The organism is Streptomyces lincolnensis, from assembly GCF_021173675.1.
Classification (GTDB): Bacteria; Actinomycetota; Actinomycetes; order Streptomycetales; family Streptomycetaceae; genus Streptomyces; species Streptomyces lincolnensis_B.
Map to the genome: position 1 here is coordinate 59,910 of NZ_JAIHON010000015.1, position 23,919 is coordinate 83,828.

Here is a 23,919-nt window from a genome sequence, read left to right on the forward strand (position 1 = left end):
AAGGAACGCAACATGCTGATCGCTCAGCGTCCCTCGTTGACCGAAGAGGTCGTCGACGAGTTCCGCTCCCGGTTCGTGATCGAGCCGCTGGAGCCGGGCTTCGGCTACACCCTCGGCAACTCCCTCCGCCGGACCCTCCTCTCCTCGATCCCCGGCGCTGCTGTCACCAGCATCCGGATCGACGGCGTGCTGCACGAGTTCACCACCGTGCCGGGCGTCAAGGAGGACGTCACCGACCTGATCCTCAACATCAAGCAGCTGGTCGTCTCCTCGGAGCACGACGAGCCGGTCGTGATGTACCTGCGCAAGCAGGGCCCGGGTCTGGTCACCGCCGCCGACATCGCGCCCCCGGCCGGTGTCGAGGTGCACAACCCCGACCTCGTCCTCGCCACGCTCAACGGCAAGGGCAAGCTGGAGATGGAGCTCACGGTCGAGCGTGGCCGCGGTTACGTCTCCGCCGTGCAGAACAAGCAGGTGGGCCAGGAGATCGGCCGTATCCCGGTCGACTCCATCTACTCGCCGGTTCTGAAGGTCACGTACAAGGTCGAGGCCACGCGTGTCGAGCAGCGCACCGACTTCGACAAGCTGATCGTCGACGTCGAGACCAAGCAGGCGATGCGTCCGCGTGACGCCATGGCCTCCGCCGGTAAGACGCTGGTCGAGCTGTTCGGTCTCGCCCGCGAGCTGAACATCGACGCCGAGGGCATCGACATGGGCCCGTCCCCCACGGACGCCGCCCTGGCCGCCGATCTGGCGCTGCCGATCGAGGAGCTGGAGCTCACCGTTCGGTCGTACAACTGCCTCAAGCGCGAGGGCATCCACTCCGTGGGTGAGCTCGTGGCCCGTTCCGAGGCCGACCTGCTCGACATCCGTAACTTCGGTGCGAAGTCGATCGACGAGGTCAAGGCGAAGCTGGCCGGCATGGGCCTGGCCCTGAAGGACAGCCCGCCCGGATTCGACCCCACGGCCGCCGCCGACGCCTTCGGCGCCGACGACGACGCGGACGCGGGTTTCGTGGAGACCGAGCAGTACTGACCGTACTGACCGGTCGTTGCCGGTGAGCATCCGCTCATCGGGTTCCTGACCCCGGTACCTGATACGGCCGGGGCAGACACACAGGAGAAGAACCATGCCGAAGCCCACCAAGGGTGCCCGTATGGGCGGCAGTGCCGCGCACGAGAAGCTGCTCCTCGCGAACCTCGCGAAGTCGCTCTTCGAGCACGGCCGCATCACCACCACCGAGGCGAAGGCGCGCAAGCTGCGTCCGTACGCCGAGCGTCTGGTCACCAAGGCGAAGAAGGGCGACCTTCACAACCGCCGTCAGGTGCTCCAGGTGATCACGGACAAGAGCATCGTCCACACGCTCTTCACCGAGATCGGCCCGCGCTACGAGAACCGCCCCGGTGGCTACACCCGTATCACCAAGATCGGTAACCGCCGTGGCGACAACGCGCCCATGGCCGTCATCGAGCTGGTCGAGGCCCTGACGGTCGCCCAGGAGGCGACGGGCGAGGCCGAGGCCGCGACGAAGCGTGCCGCCAAGGACGCCGAGGCTGCTCCGGCTGCCGAGGAGACCAAGGTGGACGTGACCAAGGCCGACGAGGCCGAGGCTCCCGCCGAGGACGCCAAGGACGCGTAAGCGTCTGCCGGGTCCTGTTCGTTGGCGGCTGCGGCTTTGTCGTGGTTGCTCGCGCAGTTCCCCGCGCCCCTTAGGGGGCGCTCAGCGGGTCCGTTCCTTTCGAGGGGCGGGCCCGCCTTTGTGTTGCTGAGAGGATCTCTGTGTGAGTGACGAAGTAGAGCCCGGGTTCGTGCGGGTGCGCCTTGATCTTTCGTACGACGGGACCGAGTTCTCCGGGTGGGCCAAGCAGGCCGGGGGGCGGCGGACCGTTCAGGGGGAGATCGAGGACGCTCTGCGGACGGTCACGCGGTCCGGGGGTGTCACCTACGAGCTGACCGTGGCCGGGCGCACGGATGCCGGGGTGCACGCGCGGGGGCAGGTGGCCCATGTGGACCTGCCGGAGGCCGTGTGGCGGGAGCACCACGAGAAGCTGCTGAAGCGGCTCGCCGGGCGACTTCCCAGGGATGTGCGGGTGTGGGCGCTCAGGGAGGCTCCCAGTGGCTTCAACGCCCGTTTCTCGGCGGTCTGGCGGCGGTACGCGTACCGCGTCACCGACAACCCCGGCGGGGTCGACCCGCTGCTGCGCAACCACGTCCTCTGGCACGACTGGCCGCTCGACGTGGACGCCATGAACGAGGCCGCCCGCGGGCTGCTCGGGGAGCACGACTTCGCCGCGTACTGCAAGCGGCGGGAGGGTGCGACCACGATCCGTACGCTCCAGGAGCTCAGCCTGGAGAAGGGGGCCGACGGGATCATCACCGCCACCGTGCGGGCCGACGCCTTCTGCCACAACATGGTGCGCTCGCTCATCGGCGCGCTGCTGTTCGTGGGGGACGGGCACCGGGGGGCCGACTGGCCGGCCAAGGTGCTGGCGGCGGGCGTACGGGACTCCGCCGTGCACGTCGTACGGCCGCACGGGCTGACGTTGGAGGAAGTGGGCTACCCCGCGGACGCGTTGCTGGCCGCGCGGAACAAGGAGGCGCGGAACAGGCGGTCGCTGCCGGGGGCCGGCTGCTGCTGAGCCGGCCCCGGTGCGAGGAGGGCCCGGTTCGAGAAGGGCCCGGTGCCAGGAGGGCCGCGGGGCTACTGGTTCGCCGCGGCCGACGCCTGGGCCTCGCCGCGGCGCCGGATCTGGTTGAACGCGTACTCCGCCAGGCCGTCGCCGGCCGTGAAGACGGCGGTGTTCTTGTTCGTCACGTCCTTGCCGTCGGTGAAGCCGGTGACGGTGAAGTAGGCGTAACGGCCGTAGGAGTTGGCGGTCGTGTAGCAGATGGCGGAGTTGCAGAAGGCGCCCACGCCCTTGCCGGACAGGGAGGTGATCACGCTCTTCTTGTCCCACTGGCTCTTGGCCTTCGTCGCCTGCGCCGCGGTGTCGAAGAGCGCGACGCCGACCGTCCCCGCGATGCCGTCCTCGGCGTACGTGACGCGCATCAGGCGGGTGCAGTCGTTGGCGGTGAGGATCTTGGGGAGCGTGCCCTTGGTGGCCGAGGCGCAGTTCCCGGTGTCCGCCGACGCGCCCTTCTTGTAGACGGCCGAGCCCAGGGAGAGCTGGGTGTTCGGGAACAGGATCGCCGGGCCGATCGGGGCCTTGTCCTTGGTCTTGCTGGAGACGAAGTCCTTCGGGTCCAGCGGGGGCGGGGCGCTGGTCGGCGCGAAGGACGGCGCGGCGGTGCCGGAGGCGCTCGGGATGCCGCCGGCGGGCAGCGAGGACGGCTTCTCCGACCCCTTGTCGCCGTTCGCGGAGACCACGGCCATCGCCACGGCCGAACCGATCGCGATCGTGGCGAGCGCGCCGCCGCCGATGAACAGCAGTCGGCGCCGTTTGTTGCGGGTCTCGGACGCCTCGGCGAGCGCGGCCCAGTCCGGTGTCCCGTCGTCGCCGCTGCTGCCCCACGGCTGCTGCTGGGAATGCGATTTCCAGGGATCCCACTGGGACTGGGGTCCCTGCTGCTGCCCATAGCTCATGGGCCGCATCTTAGAGGGCCGAGCGGTGTGCCGGTCCGCCCCAAGAGGCTCTGGAACCCCTACCGTTCGGTCGGTGAACGAGCGCAAAAGCGACATCTCCGGGTGGTTGGTGCGAAGGGCGAGCGGGCATCTGTGGGTGGCGCTGGTGGCCGTGCTGGGAGCGACGGCGGCGCGCACGGCCCGGCTGACCTCGGACGGGGGCATGGACAACGCGATCGTCGTGCGGGCGGCCCGGACCTGGCTGGCCGGGGGATCGCCGTATGACGATCCACACTTCCTCTACCTTCCGGGCGCGGTGCTCGCGGCGGTCCCGCAGGCCCTGCTGCCGGGGCTCGTGCTGAGAGTGGCGGTGCCGCTGGTGGTGACCGGCTGCCTGGTCGGCGGCTGGATGTGCGCGCTGCGGCTGTACGGCGTTCCGCGGGGCAGTCGTTTCGCCGTGCTGGGGCTAGCCGCGCTCGCCGTGGGCTTCGCGCCCTTCGGTCATCTGGTGCTGCTGGGGAACTGGACGGCGACGGCGGCCCTGGCGCTGCCCCTGGCCCTGCTGCTGGCCGGACGGGGGCGGTGGGTCGCCGCGGGGGCCGTGATCGGTGCCGCGATCGCGCTGAAGCCGCTGCTCGCCCCCATGGCGCTGCTGTTCCTCTTCGCGCGGCAGTGGCGGGGGCTGGCCGTCCTGGTCCTGCTCCCGGCGCTGGTCTCCGCCGCGGCCGCGCTTCTGCTGCCCGACCCGGCTGGCTTCTTCACCCGGACCCTGCCGTTCCTGCTGCGCGGCGACGACAGTTTCGTACGGCTGTATGAGGCCTCTCCGGCGGCGGTGCTGCCGCGGCTGGGGGTGGATCCGGCACTGGCCGGGGCGCTGGCGGTGGCGGCGGCCGGGACCGGGGTGATCTGCGCGTCTCTGCGCTGGCGCCGGGCCGACGCCGGGCCGCTGCGGACGGCCGAGACGGCGGCGACCGTGATGCTCTCGGCGTTCCTGGTCTCCCGGCCGTCGTACGACCACTACCTGCTGGTCGTCGTGCCGCTGCTGCTGGCCGGGCTGCCGTGCGCCGGGTCGGTGGCCCGGACCCCGTGGTTCTGGCTGGCCCTGGTGCCGCAGGTCCCGGGGCTGACCTGGCCCTATCTGGAGACCTTGCAGCGGCGGGCCTTCAAGGACGCCTGCACGCTGTGTGTGCTGGCTCTCACGGTCGTGCGGCACGGCCGGGAACGGCGTCGGGTGCCCGTAGGGTCAAGGGAGCCGACGGCAGTGACCTCGTTTTGACCCGTACGGGGGCATCCCGGTATCCTGCTTCTTCGTTGTGTATTGGCTCGCTCGTTCTCACGCGAGAGGCCTTTACCTAGGTTCCCTGGAGCAGTTACCAGTGGGCGGCATACGGGGCAGCGTTCCCGGCATTGTCGTCCCCAGCTGCACGATCGCTTCAGTGATGCCATGTGTCAGCACCCATCCACTGAAGAAGAAGGCTGCGAAGTGCGTACGTACAGCCCCAAGCCCGGCGATGTGACTCGCCAGTGGTACGTCATTGACGCTCAGGACATCGTCCTGGGCCGTCTGGCTACCACTGCCGCGAACCTCCTCCGTGGCAAGCACAAGCCGACCTATGCCCCGCACATGGACATGGGCGACTTCGTCATCATCATCAACGCCGACAAGGTTCACCTGTCCGGCAACAAGAAGACCCAGAAGCTGGCGTACCGCCACTCCGGTTACCCGGGTGGTCTGCGCTCCGTCCGCTACGACGAGCTGCTGGCGAAGAACCCCGAGAAGGCCGTCGAGAAGGCCATCAAGGGCATGATCCCCAAGAACAGCCTGGGCCGTCAGATGATCAGCAAGCTGAAGGTCTACTCGGGCGACCAGCACCCGCACGCTGCCCAGCAGCCGGTGCCGTTCGAGATCACCCAGGTCGCGCAGTAAGTCCGGCCACCCCCTAAGACTGAACAGAATCTGAGGAGCATCGTGGCCGAGACCACCACCGAGCAGCCGGTCGAAGAGACCGAGACCGAGCTCGTCGACATCGACAGCTACACCACCGAGTCCGAGGTCCCCGTCGAGGGTGAGTACACCTCGGAGTCGCTGGCGTCCCGCTTCGGCGACCCGCAGCCGGCCGCCGGCCTGGGCCGTCGCAAGAACGCCATCGCCCGCGTCCGGATCGTCCCGGGCACCGGCAAGTGGAAGATCAACGGTCGCACCCTCGAGGACTACTTCCCGAACAAGGTGCACCAGCAGGAAGTCAACGAGCCCTTCAAGGTGCTCGAGCTCGAGGGCCGCTACGACGTCATCGCCCGCATCGCGGGTGGCGGTGTCTCCGGTCAGGCCGGTGCCCTGCGCCTCGGCGTGGCCCGCGCGCTGAACGAGGCCGACGTGGACAACAACCGCGGCGCCCTCAAGAAGGCCGGCTTCCTCCGCCGCGACGACCGTGCGGTCGAGCGCAAGAAGGCCGGTCTCAAGAAGGCCCGCAAGGCCCCGCAGTACAGCAAGCGTTAAGCTTCGCTGCCTGCTTCGTACTCGCCGTACGCAGTACGTTCGAACGCCCCGGCGGCACGCCACAGTGCTGTCGGGGCGTTCGTTTATCGCCGTGGGGGGCGTATAACGGCACAAGGCGCTCAAAGGCTTGTGTGATCGGATGGCCGCTGTCCGGCGTTAGCCGCCTTACTGAACTATCCGGCGTTAGCCGCTTTACTGAACTGACGCTTCCTCAGGAGGACAAGTGGGACGACTCTTCGGCACGGACGGCGTGCGCGGTGTCGCCAACGCGGATCTGACGGCTGAGATGGCACTCGGTCTCTCCGTCGCCGCGGCGCACGTGCTCGCCGAGGCGGGCACCTTCGAGGGCCACAGGCCGACCGCCGTGGTCGGACGGGACCCGCGCGCGTCCGGGGAGTTCCTGGAGGCCGCCGTGGTCGCCGGCCTCGCCAGCGCGGGTGTCGACGTCCTGCGGGTGGGCGTGCTGCCCACGCCCGCGGTGGCCTTCCTGACCGCGGAACTCGGTGCCGACCTCGGAGTCATGCTCTCCGCCAGCCACAACGCCATGCCCGACAACGGCATCAAGTTCCTCTCGCGCGGCGGGCACAAGCTCGACGACGAGCTGGAGGAGCGGATCGAGTCGGTCTACGAGGAGCACCGCACCGGGGCGCCGTGGGACCGGCCGACCGGAGCGGGTGTCGGGCGGGTCCGTGACGACGAGTCGGGTGTCGAGCGCTACGTCACCCACCTCGTCGGTGTCCTGCCGAACCGGCTCGACGGGCTGAAGATCGTCCTGGACGAGGCGCACGGCGCCGCCTCCGGGGCGTCCCCCGAGGCGTTCTCGCGGGCCGGGGCCGAGGTCGTCACGATCGGGGCCGAGCCGAACGGGCTCAACATCAACGAGGGCTGCGGGTCGACCCACCTCGACCTGCTCAAGGCCGCGGTCGTCGAGCACGGGGCGGACTTCGGCATCGCGCACGACGGGGACGCGGACCGGTGCCTGGCCGTCGACCACACCGGTGCGGAGGTCGACGGCGACCAGATCATGGCCGTCCTCGCGCTGGCGATGCGGGACCGGGGGGTGCTGCGGGAGGGCACCGTCGTCGCGACCGTGATGTCCAACCTCGGGTTCAAGCTGGCGCTGGAGCGGGAGGGGCTGCGGCTCGTCCAGACGGCGGTCGGTGACCGGTATGTCCTGGAGGAGATGAAGGAGCACGGCTACTCCCTGGGCGGGGAGCAGTCCGGGCACGTCATCATCCTCGATCACGCGACCACGGGTGACGGCACGCTGACCGGGCTGCTGCTGGCCGCCCGGGTCGCGGAGAGCGGGCGCTCGCTGCGGGAACTGGCCTCCGTGATGGAGCGGTTGCCGCAGGTGCTGATCAATGTGCCGGACGTGGATCGTGCGCGGGTCCGTACGTCGGCCGAGCTGGCCGCGGCCGTCGCCGACGCGGAGCGGGAACTCGGTGAGACGGGGCGGGTGCTGCTCCGGCCCTCCGGGACCGAGCCGTTGGTGCGGGTGATGGTCGAGGCGGCGGATATTGATCAGGCTCGGTCTGTGGCGGGGCGGTTGGCGGATGCGGTGAAGTCGGCGCTGGGGTGATTTTGCGGGTTCGGGGTGGGGGGTTCTATGCGTTGCGAGGTGCGGGTTTTTCGTGGCTGGTCGCGCTCACGCGGCGGTAGCCGCATATCGAGTACAGCCCCGCGCCCCTGGGTGGGTTGCGGTACCGCCCGTTCTAAGCGGCTGTGCGCTTTCGTTGAGTTGACCAGAGCCATTTCTGGAGGGCCAGGGTGAGGGTGCCGGCCAGGATGATGCCGAGCAGGTTCAGCAGGAGCTGTTCCGTGGAGCGCCAGGCCTGGTTGGTGTCGCTGTAGATCATGGCCACGGCGGCGTTGGCGGCCGCCGGGACCGTGGTGACCGAGATGGCGACGCCCACCAGGGCACCGGACTTGGCCGAGGTCAGGGAGAGGGTGCCGGCGGCTCCGGCGAGGACGGCGACGACGAACGAGAACCAGTCGGGCGCGTAGATGAAGCCGGTGTTGGGGCGGTCGGCCTCCAGGCGGGCCTCGGTGAACAGGCCGACGGAGTCCATGAAGAGACTGAAGCCGACCGTCACGAGCATCGCCACCGCGAAGCCCACCAGCAGGGCGATCAGCGAGCGCAGGGCGAGGCGCGGGGCCCGTTGCACCATGGCCGTGCAGATACCGGCCAGGGGGCCGAACTCCGGGCCGACCGCCATCGCGCCGACGATGAGGATCGCGTTGTCGAGGACGACACCGCAGGCCGCGATCATCGTCGCCAGCGTGATGAACGCGATGTAGGTGACGGAGAGGGTCGACTCCTCGTGGGTCGCCTCCGTCAGGTGCTCCCACAGGACCGCGTCCGCGCCCTCGCCGGGGGCGTCGTCCTCCGCCTGTGAGGCCCGCTTGGACAGCGACAGGTCGATGTTCTCCACGGCGATGGAGCCGCAGTCTTCGAGCCCCAACTCCTGGAGCCCGGAGAGCAGTTCGTCACCCGCCTCCCGGGCCACGTCGCACATCACCACGTCCCCCGCCGGGTCGCGGGCGGCGCCCGCCATCACGACGAGGTGGGTGGTGCCGACCGTGTTCTCGATCAGGTCGACCACGGCGTCGGTCTTGTCGGCCGGGGTGATCAGGCGGAGGTGCAGCATGCGCCTATCTAACAGGCCCGGACCGGGCCCGTGTCACGCGGTCACAGCTTGCGCAGGCTCAGGCGCTGGACCTTGTGGTCCGAGCCCTTGCGGATGATGAGGGTGGCTCGGCCCCGGGTGGGGGCGATGTTCTCGATCAGGTTGGGTTTGTTGATGGTCCGCCACTGGGTGCGGGCGTAGTCGATGGCCTCCTCCTCGGACACCTGGGTGTACTTGCGGAAGTACGAGTTCGGGTCCTGGAAGGCGGTCTGGCGCAGCTTCTTGAAGCGGTTGAGGTACCAGCGTTCTACGTCCTCGGGGCTGGCGTCGATGTACACGCTGAAGTCGAAGTAGTCGGCGAGGCCGACGCGGGTGCGGCCGTCCTTGCCGGGGAGGGCGGGCTGGAGGACGTTCAGGCCCTCGACGATCAGGATGTCCGGGCGGCGGACGACGAGCTTCTCGTCGGGGACGATGTCGTAGATGAGGTGGGAGTAGATGGGGGCCGTCACCTCGTCCTTGCCCGCCTTGATGTCGGCGACGAAGCGCGTCAGGGCCCGGCGGTCGTACGACTCGGGGAAGCCCTTGCGGGACATCAGGCCGCGGGCCTGGAGCTCCTTGGTGGGGAGCAGGAAGCCGTCGGTCGTCACCCGCTCGACGCGCGGGTGCTCGGGCCAGCGGGACAGCAGGGCCTGGAGGAGGCGGGCGACGGTGGACTTGCCGCCGGCGACCGAACCGGCGACCCCTATGACGAAGGGGGTGCCCGACTGGGCGCCCTGCTCGCCGAGGAAGGTGTTGAGCGCGCTTCTGAGGCCGTCGGTGGCGCCGACGTAGAGATTGAGGAGCCGGGACAGCGGGAGGTAGATGTCCCGGACCTCGTCGAGGTCGATGACATCACCGAGGCCGCGCAGCTGTTCGACTTCCTCGGCGGTGAGCGGCAGCGGCGTCTTGTCGCGCAGCGCACTCCACTCGGAGCGGGTGAGGTCGACGTAGGGAGTCGCCTCCGGCTTGTGCCGGTGGGCGCTCCGGGGCATCGAGGAGACCGGAGAGATCACAGTCCATTGTTAACGGAGTTTGAACGGGATGGTGGGTGGGGTCCGTCACGCGGGGGCCGGGGCGGCCACGGCGGCCGGGGCGGTTTCGGCGGGGGCGTGCGGTCTTTCGGAACGAGGACTCGTACGGGGGTGGGAATTTCCGATATCGGGCACGCGGGAGCACTTTCGGGCCGGGATTCGTGCGTAGGCTGCGGGCCATGTGCGGAATCGTGGGATACGTGGGGTCGCAGTCGGCGCTCGATGTCGTGATGGCCGGACTGAAGCGACTGGAGTACCGGGGGTACGACTCGGCGGGTGTCGCCGTCCTGGCGGACGGGGGGCTGGCCTCGGGGAAGAAGGCCGGCAAGCTCGTCAATCTGGAGAAGGAGCTGACGGAGCGGCCGCTGCCGACGGGGAGTACCGGGATCGGGCATACGCGGTGGGCCACGCACGGAGGGCCGACGGACGCGAACGCCCATCCGCATCTCGACAACGCGGGGCGGGTCGCCGTCGTGCACAACGGGATCATCGAGAACTTCGCCCTGCTGAGGGCCGAGCTGGCGGAGCGGGGGCACGACCTGGCCTCCGAGACCGACACCGAGGTGGTCGCCCATCTGCTCGCCGAGGAGTTCTCCGCGTGCGCCGACCTGGCCGAGTCGATGCGGCTGGTGTGCCGGCGGCTGGAGGGCGCGTTCACGCTGGTCGCGGTGCATGCGGACGAGCCCGATGTGGTGGTGGGGGCGCGGCGGAACTCGCCGCTCGTGGTGGGCGTTGGAGAGGGTGAGTCCTTTCTCGCCTCGGATGTCGCCGCGTTCATCGCCCACACGCGGTCGGCGATCGAGCTGGGCCAGGACCAGGTGGTGGAGCTGCGCCGGGACGGGGTGACGGTGACCGGCTTCGACGGCTCTCCGGCCGACGTGCGCTCGTATCACGTCGACTGGGACGCGTCGGCCGCGGAAAAGGGGGGTTATGACTACTTCATGCTCAAGGAGATCGCCGAGCAGCCCAAGGCTGTCGCCGATACCCTGCTGGGCCGCATCGACGCGTCCGGTTCGCTGACGCTGGACGAGGTCAGGATCTCGGCGGGTGAGTTGCGCGAGGTCGACAAGGTCGTCATCGTCGCCTGCGGTACGGCCTTCCACGCCGGGTTGATCGCCAAGTACGCCATCGAGCACTGGACGCGTATCCCGTGCGAGGTGGAGTTGGCGAGTGAGTTCCGGTACCGGGATCCGATTCTGGATGCGCGGTCTCTGGTGATCGCCATCTCGCAGTCCGGCGAGACCATGGACACGCTGATGGCGCTACGGCACGCCCGGGAGCAGGGCTCCAAGGTGCTGGCCATCTGCAACACCAACGGGTCGACGATCCCCAGGGAATCGGATGCGGTGCTGTACACGCATGCGGGGCCGGAGGTCGCGGTGGCGTCGACCAAGGCGTTCCTGACGCAGCTGGTCGCCTGTTACCTCGTCGCGCTGTATCTGGGGCAGGTCCGCGGGACCAAGTGGGGCGACGAGATCGGGGCCGTGATCCGGGATCTGTCGCAGATCTCCGGTGAGGTCGAGCGGGTGCTGGAGACGATGGAACCGGTGCGGGAGCTGGCGCGGTCGCTGGCCGACAAGGGCACGGTGCTTTTCCTCGGGCGGCACGTCGGGTATCCGGTGGCGCTGGAAGGGGCTCTGAAGCTGAAGGAGCTCGCTTATATGCACGCGGAGGGGTTCGCGGCGGGTGAGCTGAAGCACGGGCCGATCGCCCTGATCGAGGACGATCTGCCGGTGGTGGTCGTCGTGCCCTCGCCTCGGGGGCGGTCCGTGCTGCACGACAAGATCGTGTCCAACATCCAGGAGATCCGGGCGAGGGGTGCGCGGACCATCGTGATCGCGGAGGAGGGGGATGAGGCGGTGGTGCCGTACGCGGACCATCTGATCCGGATCCCGGTGACTCCGACCTTGTTGCAGCCGCTGGTGGCGACGGTGCCGTTGCAGGTGTTCGCCTGTGAGCTGGCCACGGCTCGGGGGAACGAGGTGGATCAGCCTCGGAACCTGGCGAAGTCAGTGACGGTGGAGTAGGGCGTCCGTCGGCGGGGCGTCAGCCGGTGGAGGTGTCAGCCGGCGGGAGCGTCAGTCGGCGGGGGTGAAGGCTTCTCCGTTCGTGAGGACGGGGACGGTGGGGGAGGCGTCGAGCTCGGCGGCCACCGCCACGTCCTCGGGGAAGCCACCCTCGATCAGCTCGCGGCCGGAGGCGCAGGTGGTGATGGCCGCGTTGAGGTCTTCGGTGTGGCGGAAGGCTGTCGCGGCGGTGGCGGCCTCGGGGGAGAGCGTGTCTTCGGAGCGCTGGTGCGGGGTGAGTGCTTGTGCGCGTGCGAGTGCGTTGATCACGGCTCCTGCGCCGAGCAGGTCCTCCAGGGCGGGGCGGAGGCTGCCGTCCGGCCAGCGTTCACCTGCGGCGATGACGGCGACGGGGCGGTCCGGGGTGCCGTAGCCCTGGGCCGCCAACCAGTTCCCTACGGCTGTCGCGTTGCGGAGGGACGCGGCGATCACGGGGATCTTGCCGTCCGCGGCGGCGGAGATCGCCGAGCCGTTGGGGGAGGGGAGCACCAGGCGTGGGGTGAAGGGGGCGGTGCGTAGGGCTGCGGGGGAGAGGGACCAGGGGGAGGCGGGGGTGGCTTGTCTCCGGCCGACCGCCAGGTCCGCGGCGTGCTGGTCGGCGTAGGCGGGGGCGGTGTCGTCTCGCCAGGGGTACGGGTAGACGTGGGTGCCTGCTTCTACGGCGACCGTGACGGACGTGGTGAAGGAGAGGACGTCCACGACGACGAGGGCGTGGGCGGCGGGGGCGAGGCGGGTGGCGCCGGTGGGGCCCCAGTCGAAACGGGTGCTGTGGGCTGTTTGTAGGTGCGCGTTGGTCATCGGGGGTGGGGGGACTTCAGGGCGTTGATGAAGGTGGTGAAGGCGGGGGTGGGGAAGGTCAGGGTTCCGTACGTGGGGGCTTTGGAGTCCCGGACGGATATGTGGGCGGGGGAGTTGGCGATCTCCACGCACTCGTTGCCGTCGTCGGGGCCTGAGTGCGATGACTTGCGCCAGTTGTCGGGCGTGTCCATGGGGTGTCTCACAGCTCTTTCGCCAGCCGGTTGATGAAGTCGCGCGACCGTACAGGGTCGAGTGATGCGGCTTCCACCTTACGAAAGCGAGTTCGGAAGGCGCTCACCTGTGCTTCGGAGTCGATGAAAGCGGAGCCTTGCGGTACATCGCGCACGACGGTGTCCAGTTTGGGCACGGGGCCACCCACGTAGGTCATGGTGCTGGCGGCTCTGGCGAAGCCGTCCAGGTCGAATGGGATGACTCGCAGGGTGACGTTGTCCTTGTCGGACAGCTCCAGGAGCTTGCTCAGTTGGGCCCGGGCGGTCGCGCGGTCGCTGACCCTGATGCGGAGGGCTGCCTCGTGGATCACCAACTCGTAGGGCACGGTGATGTCCTGGCCTGCCATGCGGTGACGTACACGCAACTCCAGCTCTTCAGGGGCGAGTTCGGGCACTCGGCCAGAGAAGACTGCGCGCGCGTAGTCCTCCGTTTGCAGGAGGCCCGGCACGTAGAGAACTGCGACGTCGCGTCGGAAGGCGGAGTGGTGGTTCAGCTCGGAGAGGTCCAGGAACGAGGTGGGCAGTTGCCCCCGGAACTCCTCCCACCAGCCCCGTGTCCGGTCGGTGGCCATCGCGACCAGGGCGTCGATGAACTCGCCGTCCGTGCAGGCGTAGTGAGATGCGAGGCGGCGGAGGCGCTTCTCGCTCACTCCCGCCAGGGCGGACTCGATGTGAGTGATCTGAGCGGGGCTCACGCCGAGCAACGCGGCTGCCTGCCGGGCGGTGAGTCCTGCTGCCTCGCGGAGTCTGCGCAGTTCAGTGGCCAGACGCATCTGGCGTGCCGTTGGTTCGCGCCTCAAGGCTCTCGACTGCTCCTAGGTTCAACGCGCCGACAGGCGCGACTCGTTCAGCGTCAGATTACGCGATCGGCTTGCTGAATCTCTAGATTTAGATCTACCGTCAGTGATGCGACGCACACGCTGCGGAACGCCGGGACTCCGGAAGCGCACCGCCCCGTCCTGCCATGACGGCTGCGGCAATGCCACCGCCCTGTCGGCCGCAACCTCCCCTCACCTGAACGGAGTTCACGCATGCCCGAAAGTGAAAGCGCGCCCTGGGAGTACTCGCTCTACATCCCGAACGACCCCAGAGCCGTCACCGTCAGTCGCCGTACTCTCCGGCTCATCCTCACGATGCACGGCCTGATCCGCCTCGTCGACCTCGCGGAGCTGCTCGCCGCCGAGCTGGTCTCCAACGCCGTACGGCATACGAAGGGGCCGGCTGCCCTGCGGGTGTCCTGGTCGGCGGGGGTGTTGCGGATCGGGGCGTGGGACGCGGATCCCGAACCGCCCGAACCTCCCCGGGTGTTGGAGCAGATCACCGAGTGGGAGGAGGGGCGGGGGCTGGCGCTCGTGCGGGCCTGTGCGGATCTGTGGGGGTGGCATCCGTTGGCGAGGCATGGCAACAGGGGGAAGTTCGTGTGGTGTGAGTTGGGCGCGGCCTGAAGGGGTGCTATCAGCTCCCGGAGGCAGGTGCCGTCGTCTCGACCGGGTCGCCGGGTTGCCAGGCGCCCGAACTCCACTCCGGTGTGGGCGACGGCCGGGGCGGGGCGGGCGGTGGTGTCGGACCGCGGTTGGGGTTCTGCGGGGCGGTGTCGGATCCCCCACTCGACCTATCCGCCGGCGTACCGGAACCGCCAGAACCAGTTGAACCGCCGGCACTGCCTGCCGTGGGCGGTGAAGGCTTCGGCTGCCGTGGGGTTGAGGGCTCCGACGTTGTCGGCGATTTGGATGCCGGAGCGGGTTCGCGCGGCGAAGCTGTCGGCGACGGCTTGTCGCCGACAGCGCTTGTCGAAAGGGCTGCGGAAGCTGTCGGCGATAGCCTCGTCTCTCTGGGCTCGGCGTTGTCAGCGGTCGAGCATCCGATCAGGCACAGGGAGGCAAGAAGCGCCGCCATTCCTTGGGATGCTAGCCGCACGTGATGGACGTCCGAATTTCTGCTCATTTTTAGTTTCGCTTGCCCCTCGTCACGCCTCCACCACACCAATGGACTCGAACGACGGGTCACCTTCGATCACTAGCACGTCGAGTTCCCCACGCAGCGCTGCCCAGAGGAAGTCTGTGAACGACATGGGCAGGTGGACCCACTGGCCCATGTCCACGACTACCGACCAATCTCTTTCGTCGGGTTCTGTCGCTATCGGAGGTGCCAGGAAGACATGATTTCCGGACGTCGATCTGGCGATTGGAATGCACCCGCCCGGTGTCGGATAAACAGGGTAAGGGTACATATCTGGATTATCCTGAGACAACTCTGAGTATGCGTAGGATGCGTGCTCCCACAACATTTCGAGATGCAGCCCATCATTACCCCCTGCCGCCCTTGGGTGGAAGAGGTAGAGTTGATTGTTCAGACAGCCGGGTCCGTATGTGGTTACGAATTTTTTGTAATCGTCCGGTAGGGTCAATGCGATTCGACTCTCCAGGGAATGCCAGTCGCGATCTGTATCGCCATTGACCACCGGTCGGCCTAGGATTTCACGGAATTGAGAGATTTCCACCAGATGACCTTTCAGAGCAGGAATATCCACCGGATGATTGATTGTAGACGGTGCAGTTGAGGCGATACCCGTCATCCCCGGCGGCGCGCATCCTGATCTCGGTGGGAATCGCCGGGTCCGTGCCGCCATAGACAGGTAGAACGCCTAGTGCAACGTGCTCTCCCGATTTCACCGCTCGCGTGACGTCGTTCTCCAGCGATCGCATGTGAGGGGAGTTCACAGGGGTTTGGTAGCCCGCCACGAAGTTGCGGAGTGTGTCGTTGGCGCCCCCCATCTGGTTGCCGATCAAGTGCAGGGCTGCCCGGTTGCCAACTGGCAGCTGCTCGTATCCAGCGGGCTTCCATTTCGGGTCCAAACGCCACGGTCGCAGGTCGTATGAGTCGATGTAGGCGACCGCTCCGGTAGCCCGGCAGTTGTCGGGGCCAGATCCGAAACGCGTCATCGGAGCGTAGTAGAAGGATGGGTCAGTGGACGGAAGGTCTCGTGTGCACGCATTCCGGGTGCGCTTGGCGTTCGGGTCAGCCCCGGAGGAGCCGTAGCCGAGGTCTGGATCAGTGTCGTGGTCCGGGAACAGGTCGTGGAGCGCGTCGAGGCTCGTGCTGTCGTCCGGCTCGTACGGGGAGTTGTAGTCGCTCGCCACTTGTGTGATTACGGTGCGCAGGTTGACGACGACGGCGTGGTCAAGTGAGCGTTGCTGTATCCGTACCGCATCCACCCGAGGCTTCGGCGCAGGCCGTGTGGGGGCCGGTACGGGGTTCTTGCCGCTGTTGGGGTTCTGGGGGATGCGGGGCTTGGGCGGAGTGGTGGTGCCCGTGCGTCCTGTGCCGCCGCTGCCGCGAGTTGTGGTTCCGCCGCGGTAGGTGGTGGAGGTGCCGCAGCCGTGGGTGCAGCCGCGATAGGTGGTGCCTGTGCGGCCGGTGCCGGTTCCGGATGTGGGCGGTCTGGTCGATCGGGTACGAGCGAGACCGCAGCCGGTGGAGCTGCACATGTCGCTGCGCGGATCGCGGTACCTGGTCGATGGTCCGGAACGCTTGCCCTTCTTGGACGACTTCTTGGGTGTTTTGCCTTTTACTCCCGTGCTTCCGCCGCCTCCGCCGCCGCCTCCACGGCCACCGCCGCCTATGCCCGCGCCTGAGCCCTGGCCTCCGCCGGCGTTTCGTGGGTCATGAGCGTGCCCTGTGACATCGGTCCCGTTGAGCGGCTCGCCGTTGGCGTAGAGGTACCGGTTCGCCTGGGCGGACGGGACGGGGTCGAGCTGCCAGGTGTCGCGTGAGGCTGAAGTGACCCCTCGGGGCCCGACACCGCCGACTACTTCTTCGACTTCCTGGAGATCAGCATGGCTGGTAGCCCGGCTGGAGAGAAACTGAGGGAAATCATGTCGTTCGTCAGCTATTTCCCCGGCCGGGGGACCGTTCGGGAGACGGCTTATCTCGAGGGTAAGGCGCAAGGCAGGGCCGAAGGTGTGAAGGGGATCTTGTCCGTGCTGGAGGTGCGTGGCATCCCCGTATCGGATGGTGTGCGTGAGCGCATTGTGAGTTGCACCGATGTCGAGCGTCTCGACATGTGGCTGGAGCGTTCCCGCACGGTCGCGCATGCGGAGGAACTGTTCGCCGAGGGCGGGGACTCGGACTGAGGGGTGGTGGCCCGGCGGTGTTATCGCTGCGTGGCTCCCTTCTCCGCCGCCGTCTTCAGGTCCCGGAGCCACGTCTCCAGGCCGCCGGCCAGGGCCTTCGTCGCCGTAGGGATGTCCGACTCGACCTGGTCGCCGGTCCAGGTTTCCTCGGTGTGGACGTGGATGCCGTTTCTCGCCTTCTTGAAGGTCCACAGGTGGATGCCCTCGTCGATGCGGAGGCCCTCGCCGATCGCGGGGCCGGTCCACAGGATGCAGTGGTGGTTCTGGAGTTGGCGGACCGTGGAAGTGATGCCGAGTGTGGTGGCGGGGGTCGACGGGGTGGCGGGGGCCGGGGTCGTCCAGTGGAAGTGGGAGCCCTTGCGGAGGGGGCCGTTGTCGAGGCGGTCGGCCGTGAGGACCGGGGGCTGCCAGGTCGGCCAGCGTTCCACGTCCGTCTGGAGCTTCCAGATGGTGGTGAGGGGTGCGTCGATGACCACGTCTGAGGAGTAGCGGATCGGGGCCGTGGGGTCGACTCCTTGGCCGCGGCAGGTGGTGGGCGGGGGTGTCGCCTGTGCGGTGTGGGCCGCGGACACTCCGAGTGCGGCCGTCGCGGCGAGTGTGAGGGTGAGGGTGAGGCTGAGTGCGGTTGCGCGGGTGTTGGGCATGAGGGGTCTCCTGGTAGTGGGGCGCGGGGTGCTCGTCACGGGTTCAGGACGACCTTTCCGGCGACCGTGCCGGACTCGGCCAGCCGCAGGGCCTCCGCGGCGCGGGTCAGGGGGAGTTGGGCGGCGATGCTCGCGGTCACGTCACCGCGCTGGAGGGCCGCGAAGACCTGGGTGAGGTCGGTGCGGAGGCGGGTGCGGAAGCGGGTCTTTGAGAGGGCGCGGCCTGCCCAGACGTTGAAGAAGTAGGCGTGGCGGCGGTTGGGGAGGGTGTTCCAGAGCCAGACCCGGGCGAGCAGTTTGAGGACGGGCCACTGCTTGGAGCCCTCGTCGTCCCGGGTGGAGGCCGTGCCGTACGAGACGAGCGTGCCGCCGGGGGCGAGGAGGCGCCAGGAGTCCACGATGCCGTGGCCGCCCACGTGGTCGAAGACTGCGTCCACGCCGGTGGGGGCGAGTTCGCGGACGCGGGTGACGATGTTCTCCGTGCGGTAGTCGACGGGGGTGACGCCCTGGGCCCGCAGGGTGTCGTGGTGGCGGGCCGACGCCGTGCCGATCACCTGGATGCCCGCGGCGCGCGCGAGTTGGACCAGGACCGAGCCGACCCCGCCGTTGGCGCCGTGGACCAGGATCGTGCCGCCGGTGCGGACGCGGGCCTTGCGGTGCAGCATCTGCCAGGCGGTGATGCCGTTGACGACCAGGGTCTCCGCCTCGGCCGCGCCGATCCCCTCGGGCACCGGCACCACGTCCGCCGCGTCGACGCGCACGTGGCTGGCCCAGCCGCCGACCTTGAGCAGCGCGGCGACCCGGGTGCCGGTCAGGGCCGGGTCGACGCCCGGTCCTGTGTCGGTGACGGTGCCCACCAGGTCGTAGCCGGGGACGAACGGGAAGGCCGGCTGGTCGTAGTAGCGGCCCCGGCGCATCTGCTGTTCGGCGAAGGAGACGCCGGTCGCCTCCATGCGGATCACGACCTGGCCGGGGCCCGCGGCCGGGACGGTGCCGTGGTGTATCTCCAGGCCTTCCGGCTCCACCTTGCCCGGCAGGACGACCTGGACGAGTTCTTCGGGGTTCGTGGCGGTCTCGTTCATGGCGGTCTCCATCGCGCTGAGGGTTGATTGTTATTGGGCTTCGCTTTCGTTAGAAGTTGTAACTCACGACTGCGAGAGTGTCAATAACGTTGGTGATAGGGTCTAACTGAATCGGGAAGGCGGCTGATCATGGCGGACCACGGCGACACCGGCACGCAGACCCCGCGCGAGCGCTACCGCGCCCAGGTGCAGGAGGAGATCAAGAAGCACGCTTGGGAGCAGATGGCCGTGGCCGGCGCCTCCGCGCTCTCGCTCAACGCCATCGCCAAGCAGATGGGGATGAGTGGGCCGGCCCTCTACCGGTACTTCGCCGGGCGGGACGAGCTGATCACCGAGCTGATCCGGGACGCGTATCGGAGCCTCGCCGACACCTTCCGCGCGGCCTCGGAGACCGTCGGGACGGGCGAGCCCGGTCTCGCCGTTCTCGCGCATGCCCTGCGTGGCTGGGCGCTGGCGGATCCGCAGCGGTACTTCCTTGTCTACGGCACGCCCGTGCCGGGCTATCACGCGCCCGACGACATCACCGTGATCGCGTCCGAGAACATGGTCATGATGCTCGACGCCTGCGCCGAGCTGCCGTCGGACGGTCCTGTCACGTCGTTCGAGGCGCACATCGAGGGACTCGGGAGCCGGTGGGCGGACGGGCACGCCGCCCCGCCCGTCGCCCTTCGCCGGGCGCTCGCCTTCTGGACCCGGTTGCACGGCGTGCTGTCCCTCGAACTCGCCGGGCACTTCAACGGGATGGGGTTCGACCCCGCGCTGCTCTTCGCCGCCGAACTCGACGACCTGCTGCGGTGACGGGCGGGGCGGTGGGCACGTCGGTCGTAGGGTGCTCGGCATGAGCATCATCGGGGTCGGGATCGACGTGGCGGAGATCGACCGCTTCCAGGCGTCGCTGGAGCGTACGCCCGGGATGGCGGAGCGGCTGTTCCTGGAGAGCGAACTGCTGTTGCCGAGCGGGGAACGGCGTGGATTCGCTTCCCTGGCCGCGCGGTTCGCGGCGAAGGAGGCCCTCGCCAAGGCGCTGGGCGCCCCGGCCGGGCTGCACTGGAGCGACGCCGAGGTCTATGTGGAGGACAGCGGGCGGCCTCGGCTGCGGGTCACCGGGACGGTGGCGGCCCGGGCCGCCGAGCTCGGGGTGCGGTCCTGGCATGTGTCGCTCAGCCATGACGCGGGGGTGGCGTCGGCCGTGGTGATCGCGGAGGGGTGACCTCGGCGGTCGCTCGCCACGCGGTGGTGGCTCGCGAGGCCGCCGAGGCCGGTCGTGCCGTGCGGGGGCGCGTCAGCAGATGGTCTGGCTCGTGTTGACGCGGGTGATGTTGCGGAACGTGGTGTTGGTGCCGCAGGGGCTCTCGCGGATCGAGGAGTTGGTCACCGTGAGGTTCTGGACGGTGATGTCGGAGTTGTTGGGGAACTCCGAGCGGGCCGCGAGGCGCAGTTCGCCGCCGCCGGTGATGGTGCCGGACTGGGCGGCGAGGTTGACGTTGTAGCAGTTCTCGATGAGGACCGAGTTGTTGCCGGTGTTGGAGAGGGTGACCCGGTCGATGACGGCTCCGCCGCTCTCGGAGACGCAGAAGACGCCGCGGCCGCCGCCCCGCGCGATCACCTCGCCGACACGGATGTTCGTGGGGTACGAACTCCCCACCCGGCCGTTGCGGTTGGCCATGCGGAAGGCGGCGTAACCGGTGCCGGTGCCCGCGTTCTCGGCGTCCACCTTGGTGACGGTGGCGTTGATCGTCTGGTTGAGGAGGAGGCCCGACTCGCCCACGTTCCGGGCCGTCACCGTGCCGATCGTGATGCCGTCGACGCCGTAGGTCTCGACCGCGTGGCTGCTCGCGCCCGAGACGAACACGTTGTCGATACGGACGTTGCGCGTCCACTGGCTGGTGTCGCCGCGGTTGTCGATGCGGACGCCGAGGCCGGCCGAGAGGCGCATGTCGAGCTGGCCGAGGATCACGTTCTGGACGTTGCGCAGGAAGACGCCGTAGAGCGGGCTGCCGGTGAGGGTGAGGTGCTGGACCTCGATGTCGCGTGTGCCGCGGGAGTAGACCGGGGCCTGGTCGCCGCTGCCGGAGCCGGTGACGTTGATGGTGCCGCAGACGTCGAGGGCGGTGTAGCTGGGGAGCGAGATGCGGGAACCGGCCGAGATCGAGCCGGAGCCGCGGACCACGACCCGTTCCTTGGCGGTGCGGCCCGCGGTGAGGCTGTTGACCGCGGCCTGGACCGCGGCCCGCATGTCGGTGCCGGTGTAGACGGTGCTGCCGCCGCGGCGGGCGGTCCAGGTGCTGCCGCTGAGCACGGCCTCGGCCTGGTAGGAGCCCTCGCCGCAGGCGGCGGCCACGGCCGGGGGCGCGGCCGCGGTGGCCGGTGCGGTCATCAGGCCCGCGGTGGTGAGGAGGGCGAGGGCGGTGGCGCCGAGGAGCTTTCGCTTGCCGAACGTGCCGAAGTGCTTTCGGGTGGGGTGTGCGGCTCTGCGTCCCATGGGGTCGGGTCCCGTCCTGTTGTCGAATCGATTCGACTGAATCGATTCATGCTGTGGGGGGCGGTGAGTTTGGCAAAGGGGTCGCAAAGCGTCAATGGGTGAGGCGTGTTCGGTCTTCCGTCGGGTGCGGCAGACTCGGTCGCATGCGTACTGCGTACTGCGTGGAGACGGTCAGGACGGCCGAGCGGGAGCTGATGGCGCGGCTCCCCGACGGGGCGTTGATGCAGCGGGCGGCGGCCGGGCTCGCCGCCGCCTGCGCGGATCTGCTGGGGCGGGTGTACGGCGGCCGAGTCGTGCTGCTCGTCGGCAGCGGGGACAACGGCGGGGACGCGTTGTACGCCGGGGCCCGGCTGGCCCGGCGCGGTGCGGGCGTCACGGCGGTGCTGCTCGCGCCGGAGCGGGCGCACGCGGGGGGACTGGGCGCGCTGCGGCGGGCGGGGGGCCGGTCGGTGGCGCCCGACGCGGCCGAGGCGCTGATCGCGCGCGCCGATCTGGTCGTCGACGGGATCGTCGGGATCGGGGGCAAGGGGGGACTGCGGCCGGACGCGGAGGCGCTCGTCGCCGCGGTCGGGCGGTCGCGGGCCGCCGTGGTCGCGGTGGATCTGCCGAGCGGGGTGGACGCGGACACCGGGGAGGTGCACGGGGCGGCCGTACGGGCCGATCTGACCGTCACCTTCGGGACGCACAAGCCGGGGCTGCTGATCGATCCCGCGCGGGAGTACGCCGGGTCCGTGCGGCTCGTCGACATCGGGCTGGGTGAGGTGCTGCCGGACCGGGCCGAGCTCCAGGCGCTGCAACACGCCGATGTGGCACGGCTGTTGCCGGTGCCGACGGGGGAGAGCGACAAGTACCGGCGCGGAGTCGTCGGGATCGCCGCCGGGTCCGCCCGCTATCCCGGGGCCGCCGTGCTCGCCGTGTCCGGGGCGCTGCGGGGCGGGGCCGGGGCCGTGCGGTACGTGGGGCCCGCCGGGGACGCGGTGATCGCCCGCTTTCCCGAGACCCTGGTGTCGGACCAGGGGCCGCGGAAGGCGGGGCGCGTGCAGGCCTGGGTCGTGGGGCCCGGGGCCGGGGAGGACGCGGGGACCGTGGCCGAGGTGGTGGAGGCCGACGTACCCGTGCTGATCGACGCGGACGGGCTGCGGCTGGCCGACGCCGGTGCCGTACGCACCCGTACCGCGCCCACCCTGATGACCCCGCACGCCGGAGAGGCCGCCGCCCTGCTCGGCGTGGCCCGCGAGGAGGTCGAGAGCGGCCGGCTCTCCGCGGTGCGGGAACTGGCGGCGCGCTACGACGCCACGGTCCTGTTGAAGGGATCGACCACGCTGGTCGCCGACCCCGGCGGCGGGGCGGTCCGCGTCAACCCCACCGGCACCGCCTGGCTCGCCACCGCCGGCAGCGGCGACGTCCTGTCCGGGCTCGCCGGGTCCCTCCTCGCCGCGGGCCTCTCCGCGCTGGACGCGGGCAGCGTGGGCGCCTACCTCCACGGCCTGGCGGGACGGTTCGCGGCGGAGGGGGCGCCGGTGGGGGCGCATGACGTGGCGGGGGCGATTCGGAGGGCGTGGCGGGATGTGCGCCTGGGCTGAGGGCTTCGGGCGGGGCGGGGCGCTTCGCGGGGTGGGGTGTGAGGTCGTGGGGCGGGCGCGGGTGCGTGGGGGGCTGGTCGCGCAGTTCCCCGCGCCCCTGGGGTGGGTGGGGTTGCCGTCGGGTGTGAGGTGCGGTCGGCCGGCTCGGCTGGGGTGACTGCCCGGTACGGGTGACCTCCCCGCGCGGCTCCCGCGATCCTCGGGGATGGCGGGTTTCTCTGACCGCATGATCAATCGCATGATCAGCAGACGTATCGCCCATCAGGGCATCGCCGTATTGCTCGCCGCGGTCACCGTGATCCCGGTCGGGACCGCTGCCGCCGACGTGCCACCACCCGCTCCGGGGCCCGAGGCGGAACTCGTGCCCGGGGTGCCGCCCGGGCCGTATCAGCCGTGGGTGGTGGACACGCCGGACCAGGTGCTCGCGCCGGAGGTGTACACGCCCGGTGCGGAGGAGGAGGCCGTGGAGCCGAGGGAGGCCGCAGAGGGGACGTACGCGCTGGTGGAGTACGTGCCGCTGGCGGACGCCGTCGCGCGGGTGGCGTGCAGCAAGCAGACCGGGCCGTATCAGAGGCAGGTCGAGCGGTGGCTGAAGCTGAAGGCGGACGGGAAGCAGTCGGCGGCCGACTGCCGGGTCATCCGGGCGTTTCAGGTGAAGCAGAAGATCAAGCCCGCCATCGGGTTCGCGGGGCCTGTCACCTGGGCTCGGATGCAGTATCTGTCGGCGCGGAAGAATCCGAACGCCGCCGGGAAGTGTCCCGTGCGGTCGTACCGGGTCGCCTGTGTGGATCTCACCCGGCAGCTGACCTGGGTGCAGAAGGGCAAGAAGGTCGTCTTCGGACCGGCGCCGATCAGGAGCGGGCGGGCCGCGCATCCGACCCGGCGGGGATGGCACAAGATCTACTGGCGGCACAAGAACCACTGGTCGACGCTGTACAACACGCCCATGCCGTACTCGCAGTTCTTCAGTGGCGGCCAGGCCTTTCACGCCGTGTACGGGAGCATCCACACCACCGTCGGGTCCATGGGCTGCGTGAATCTGAAGCTCGCGGACGCCCGGAAGCTGTGGGACGTGCTGAAGAAGGGCGACCGGGTGTACGTGTGGGGGAAACGGGTCGGAACGTAGGCGTCCGGCGGGCTCG

At 69.4% G+C, this 23,919-nt stretch carries 25 protein-coding genes; 14 read left to right on the plus strand and 11 right to left on the minus strand.

Features of this window, described 5'->3' with window-relative positions:
• Positions 1-12: 12 nt before the first annotated feature.
• The 3 genes from K4B79_RS37270 to truA all read left to right on the plus strand — a co-directional run bounded on the left by K4B79_RS37270 (position 13) and on the right by truA (position 2,639).
• The gene (locus tag K4B79_RS37270) at positions 13-1,035 is read left to right on the plus strand and encodes a DNA-directed RNA polymerase subunit alpha (protein WP_003966937.1); all 1,023 of its coding nucleotides are present in this window, start codon (positions 13-15) and stop codon (positions 1,033-1,035) included.
• A 94-nt stretch (positions 1,036-1,129) separates the two neighbouring features.
• Positions 1,130-1,639 (plus strand): 50S ribosomal protein L17, encoded by a 510-nt coding sequence (gene rplQ / locus K4B79_RS37275; protein WP_232031836.1) that lies wholly within the window; start codon positions 1,130-1,132, stop codon positions 1,637-1,639.
• Positions 1,640-1,781: 142 nt separating this feature from the next.
• Positions 1,782-2,639, plus strand: a complete 858-nt coding sequence (gene truA, locus K4B79_RS37280) for a tRNA pseudouridine(38-40) synthase TruA (protein ID WP_232031837.1) — start codon at positions 1,782-1,784, stop codon at positions 2,637-2,639.
• Positions 2,640-2,701: 62 nt separating this feature from the next.
• On the opposite strand, the gene K4B79_RS37285 is transcribed toward truA, so the two are convergent.
• Positions 2,702-3,583, minus strand: a complete 882-nt coding sequence (locus K4B79_RS37285) for a hypothetical protein (RefSeq protein ID WP_232031838.1) — start codon at positions 3,581-3,583, stop codon at positions 2,702-2,704.
• Positions 3,584-3,692: 109 nt separating this feature from the next.
• Between K4B79_RS37285 and K4B79_RS37290 the strand changes: the two genes are divergently transcribed.
• From K4B79_RS37290 to glmM, 4 genes are all read left to right on the plus strand, one after another.
• Complete coding sequence (locus K4B79_RS37290) at positions 3,693-4,838, plus strand: glycosyltransferase 87 family protein (protein WP_374208564.1); 1,146 nt, start codon at positions 3,693-3,695, stop codon at positions 4,836-4,838.
• 207 nt (positions 4,839-5,045) lie between these two features.
• Positions 5,046-5,489 (plus strand): 50S ribosomal protein L13, encoded by a 444-nt coding sequence (rplM, locus tag K4B79_RS37295; protein ID WP_232031840.1) that lies wholly within the window; start codon positions 5,046-5,048, stop codon positions 5,487-5,489.
• Between the two features lie 42 nt (positions 5,490-5,531).
• Positions 5,532-6,059 (plus strand): 30S ribosomal protein S9, encoded by a 528-nt coding sequence (gene rpsI, locus K4B79_RS37300; protein ID WP_232031841.1) that lies wholly within the window; start codon positions 5,532-5,534, stop codon positions 6,057-6,059.
• A 223-nt stretch (positions 6,060-6,282) separates the two neighbouring features.
• Positions 6,283-7,641 (plus strand): phosphoglucosamine mutase, encoded by a 1,359-nt coding sequence (glmM, locus tag K4B79_RS37305; RefSeq protein ID WP_232031842.1) that lies wholly within the window; start codon positions 6,283-6,285, stop codon positions 7,639-7,641.
• 133 nt (positions 7,642-7,774) lie between these two features.
• Here the strand turns inward: glmM and K4B79_RS37310 are convergent, their stop codons facing one another.
• Entirely contained in the window at positions 7,775-8,710 is a 936-nt protein-coding gene (locus K4B79_RS37310; RefSeq protein WP_232031843.1) for a DUF389 domain-containing protein, read from the minus strand.
• 41 nt (positions 8,711-8,751) lie between these two features.
• Positions 8,752-9,720, minus strand: a complete 969-nt coding sequence (gene coaA / locus K4B79_RS37315; RefSeq protein ID WP_232031844.1) for a type I pantothenate kinase — start codon at positions 9,718-9,720, stop codon at positions 8,752-8,754.
• 218 nt (positions 9,721-9,938) lie between these two features.
• Between coaA and glmS the strand changes: the two genes are divergently transcribed.
• Entirely contained in the window at positions 9,939-11,786 is a 1,848-nt protein-coding gene (gene glmS / locus K4B79_RS37320) for a glutamine--fructose-6-phosphate transaminase (isomerizing) (protein WP_232031845.1), read from the plus strand.
• A 51-nt stretch (positions 11,787-11,837) separates the two neighbouring features.
• On the opposite strand, the gene K4B79_RS37325 is transcribed toward glmS, so the two are convergent.
• From K4B79_RS37325 to K4B79_RS37335, 3 genes are read right to left on the minus strand one after another with little or no spacing between them, the layout of a single operon-like run.
• Positions 11,838-12,623 carry a 2-phosphosulfolactate phosphatase gene (locus tag K4B79_RS37325; RefSeq protein WP_232031846.1) on the minus strand — a complete coding sequence of 262 codons (786 nt, stop codon included), beginning with the start codon at positions 12,621-12,623 and terminating at the stop codon, positions 11,838-11,840.
• Complete coding sequence (locus K4B79_RS37330; protein WP_232031847.1) at positions 12,620-12,814, minus strand: DUF397 domain-containing protein; 195 nt, start codon at positions 12,812-12,814, stop codon at positions 12,620-12,622. Before K4B79_RS37330 ends, K4B79_RS37325 begins: the two co-directional genes overlap by 4 nt.
• Positions 12,815-12,822: 8 nt before the next feature.
• Positions 12,823-13,626 carry a helix-turn-helix domain-containing protein gene (locus tag K4B79_RS37335; protein WP_232031848.1) on the minus strand — a complete coding sequence of 268 codons (804 nt, stop codon included), beginning with the start codon at positions 13,624-13,626 and terminating at the stop codon, positions 12,823-12,825.
• A gap of 258 nt (positions 13,627-13,884) precedes the next feature.
• Here K4B79_RS37335 and K4B79_RS37340 point away from each other — a divergent pair, with 258 nt between their 5' ends.
• On the plus strand, positions 13,885-14,298 hold the full coding sequence (locus tag K4B79_RS37340; protein WP_232031849.1) for an ATP-binding protein: 414 nt from the start codon (positions 13,885-13,887) through the stop codon (positions 14,296-14,298).
• Positions 14,299-14,819: 521 nt separating this feature from the next.
• On the opposite strand, the gene K4B79_RS37345 is transcribed toward K4B79_RS37340, so the two are convergent.
• Complete coding sequence (locus K4B79_RS37345; RefSeq protein WP_232031850.1) at positions 14,820-15,428, minus strand: SMI1/KNR4 family protein; 609 nt, start codon at positions 15,426-15,428, stop codon at positions 14,820-14,822.
• A complete protein-coding gene (locus K4B79_RS48735) occupies positions 15,331-16,341 on the minus strand; it encodes a DNA/RNA non-specific endonuclease (protein ID WP_374208558.1) in 1,011 nt (336 codons plus the stop codon). The genes K4B79_RS37345 and K4B79_RS48735 overlap by 98 nt, the downstream gene beginning before the upstream one ends.
• Positions 16,342-16,689: 348 nt before the next feature.
• Between K4B79_RS48735 and K4B79_RS37350 the strand changes: the two genes are divergently transcribed.
• Positions 16,690-16,986 (plus strand): hypothetical protein, encoded by a 297-nt coding sequence (locus K4B79_RS37350; RefSeq protein ID WP_232031851.1) that lies wholly within the window; start codon positions 16,690-16,692, stop codon positions 16,984-16,986.
• A 20-nt stretch (positions 16,987-17,006) separates the two neighbouring features.
• Here the strand turns inward: K4B79_RS37350 and K4B79_RS37355 are convergent, their stop codons facing one another.
• Positions 17,007-17,630: an SRPBCC family protein gene (locus tag K4B79_RS37355; protein WP_232031852.1), complete on the minus strand. Its 624-nt coding sequence runs from the start codon at positions 17,628-17,630 to the stop codon at positions 17,007-17,009.
• A gap of 35 nt (positions 17,631-17,665) precedes the next feature.
• Complete coding sequence (locus tag K4B79_RS37360; protein WP_232031853.1) at positions 17,666-18,712, minus strand: medium chain dehydrogenase/reductase family protein; 1,047 nt, start codon at positions 18,710-18,712, stop codon at positions 17,666-17,668.
• Positions 18,713-18,841: 129 nt separating this feature from the next.
• On the opposite strand from K4B79_RS37360, the gene K4B79_RS37365 reads away from it, so the two are divergent.
• Both K4B79_RS37365 and K4B79_RS37370 read left to right on the plus strand, forming a co-directional pair.
• On the plus strand, positions 18,842-19,510 hold the full coding sequence (locus K4B79_RS37365; protein WP_232031854.1) for a TetR/AcrR family transcriptional regulator: 669 nt from the start codon (positions 18,842-18,844) through the stop codon (positions 19,508-19,510).
• A 40-nt stretch (positions 19,511-19,550) separates the two neighbouring features.
• A complete protein-coding gene (locus K4B79_RS37370; protein WP_232031855.1) occupies positions 19,551-19,922 on the plus strand; it encodes a holo-ACP synthase in 372 nt (123 codons plus the stop codon).
• A gap of 72 nt (positions 19,923-19,994) precedes the next feature.
• Here K4B79_RS37370 and K4B79_RS37375 read toward each other — a convergent pair whose 3' ends face one another.
• On the minus strand, positions 19,995-21,194 hold the full coding sequence (locus K4B79_RS37375) for a hypothetical protein (protein WP_232031856.1): 1,200 nt from the start codon (positions 21,192-21,194) through the stop codon (positions 19,995-19,997).
• Positions 21,195-21,337: 143 nt separating this feature from the next.
• Here K4B79_RS37375 and K4B79_RS37380 point away from each other — a divergent pair, with 143 nt between their 5' ends.
• Both K4B79_RS37380 and K4B79_RS37385 read left to right on the plus strand, forming a co-directional pair.
• A complete protein-coding gene (locus tag K4B79_RS37380; RefSeq protein ID WP_232031857.1) occupies positions 21,338-22,777 on the plus strand; it encodes an NAD(P)H-hydrate dehydratase in 1,440 nt (479 codons plus the stop codon).
• A 238-nt stretch (positions 22,778-23,015) separates the two neighbouring features.
• On the plus strand, positions 23,016-23,903 hold the full coding sequence (locus K4B79_RS37385; protein ID WP_232031858.1) for a L,D-transpeptidase: 888 nt from the start codon (positions 23,016-23,018) through the stop codon (positions 23,901-23,903).
• Positions 23,904-23,919: the final 16 nt, after the last annotated feature.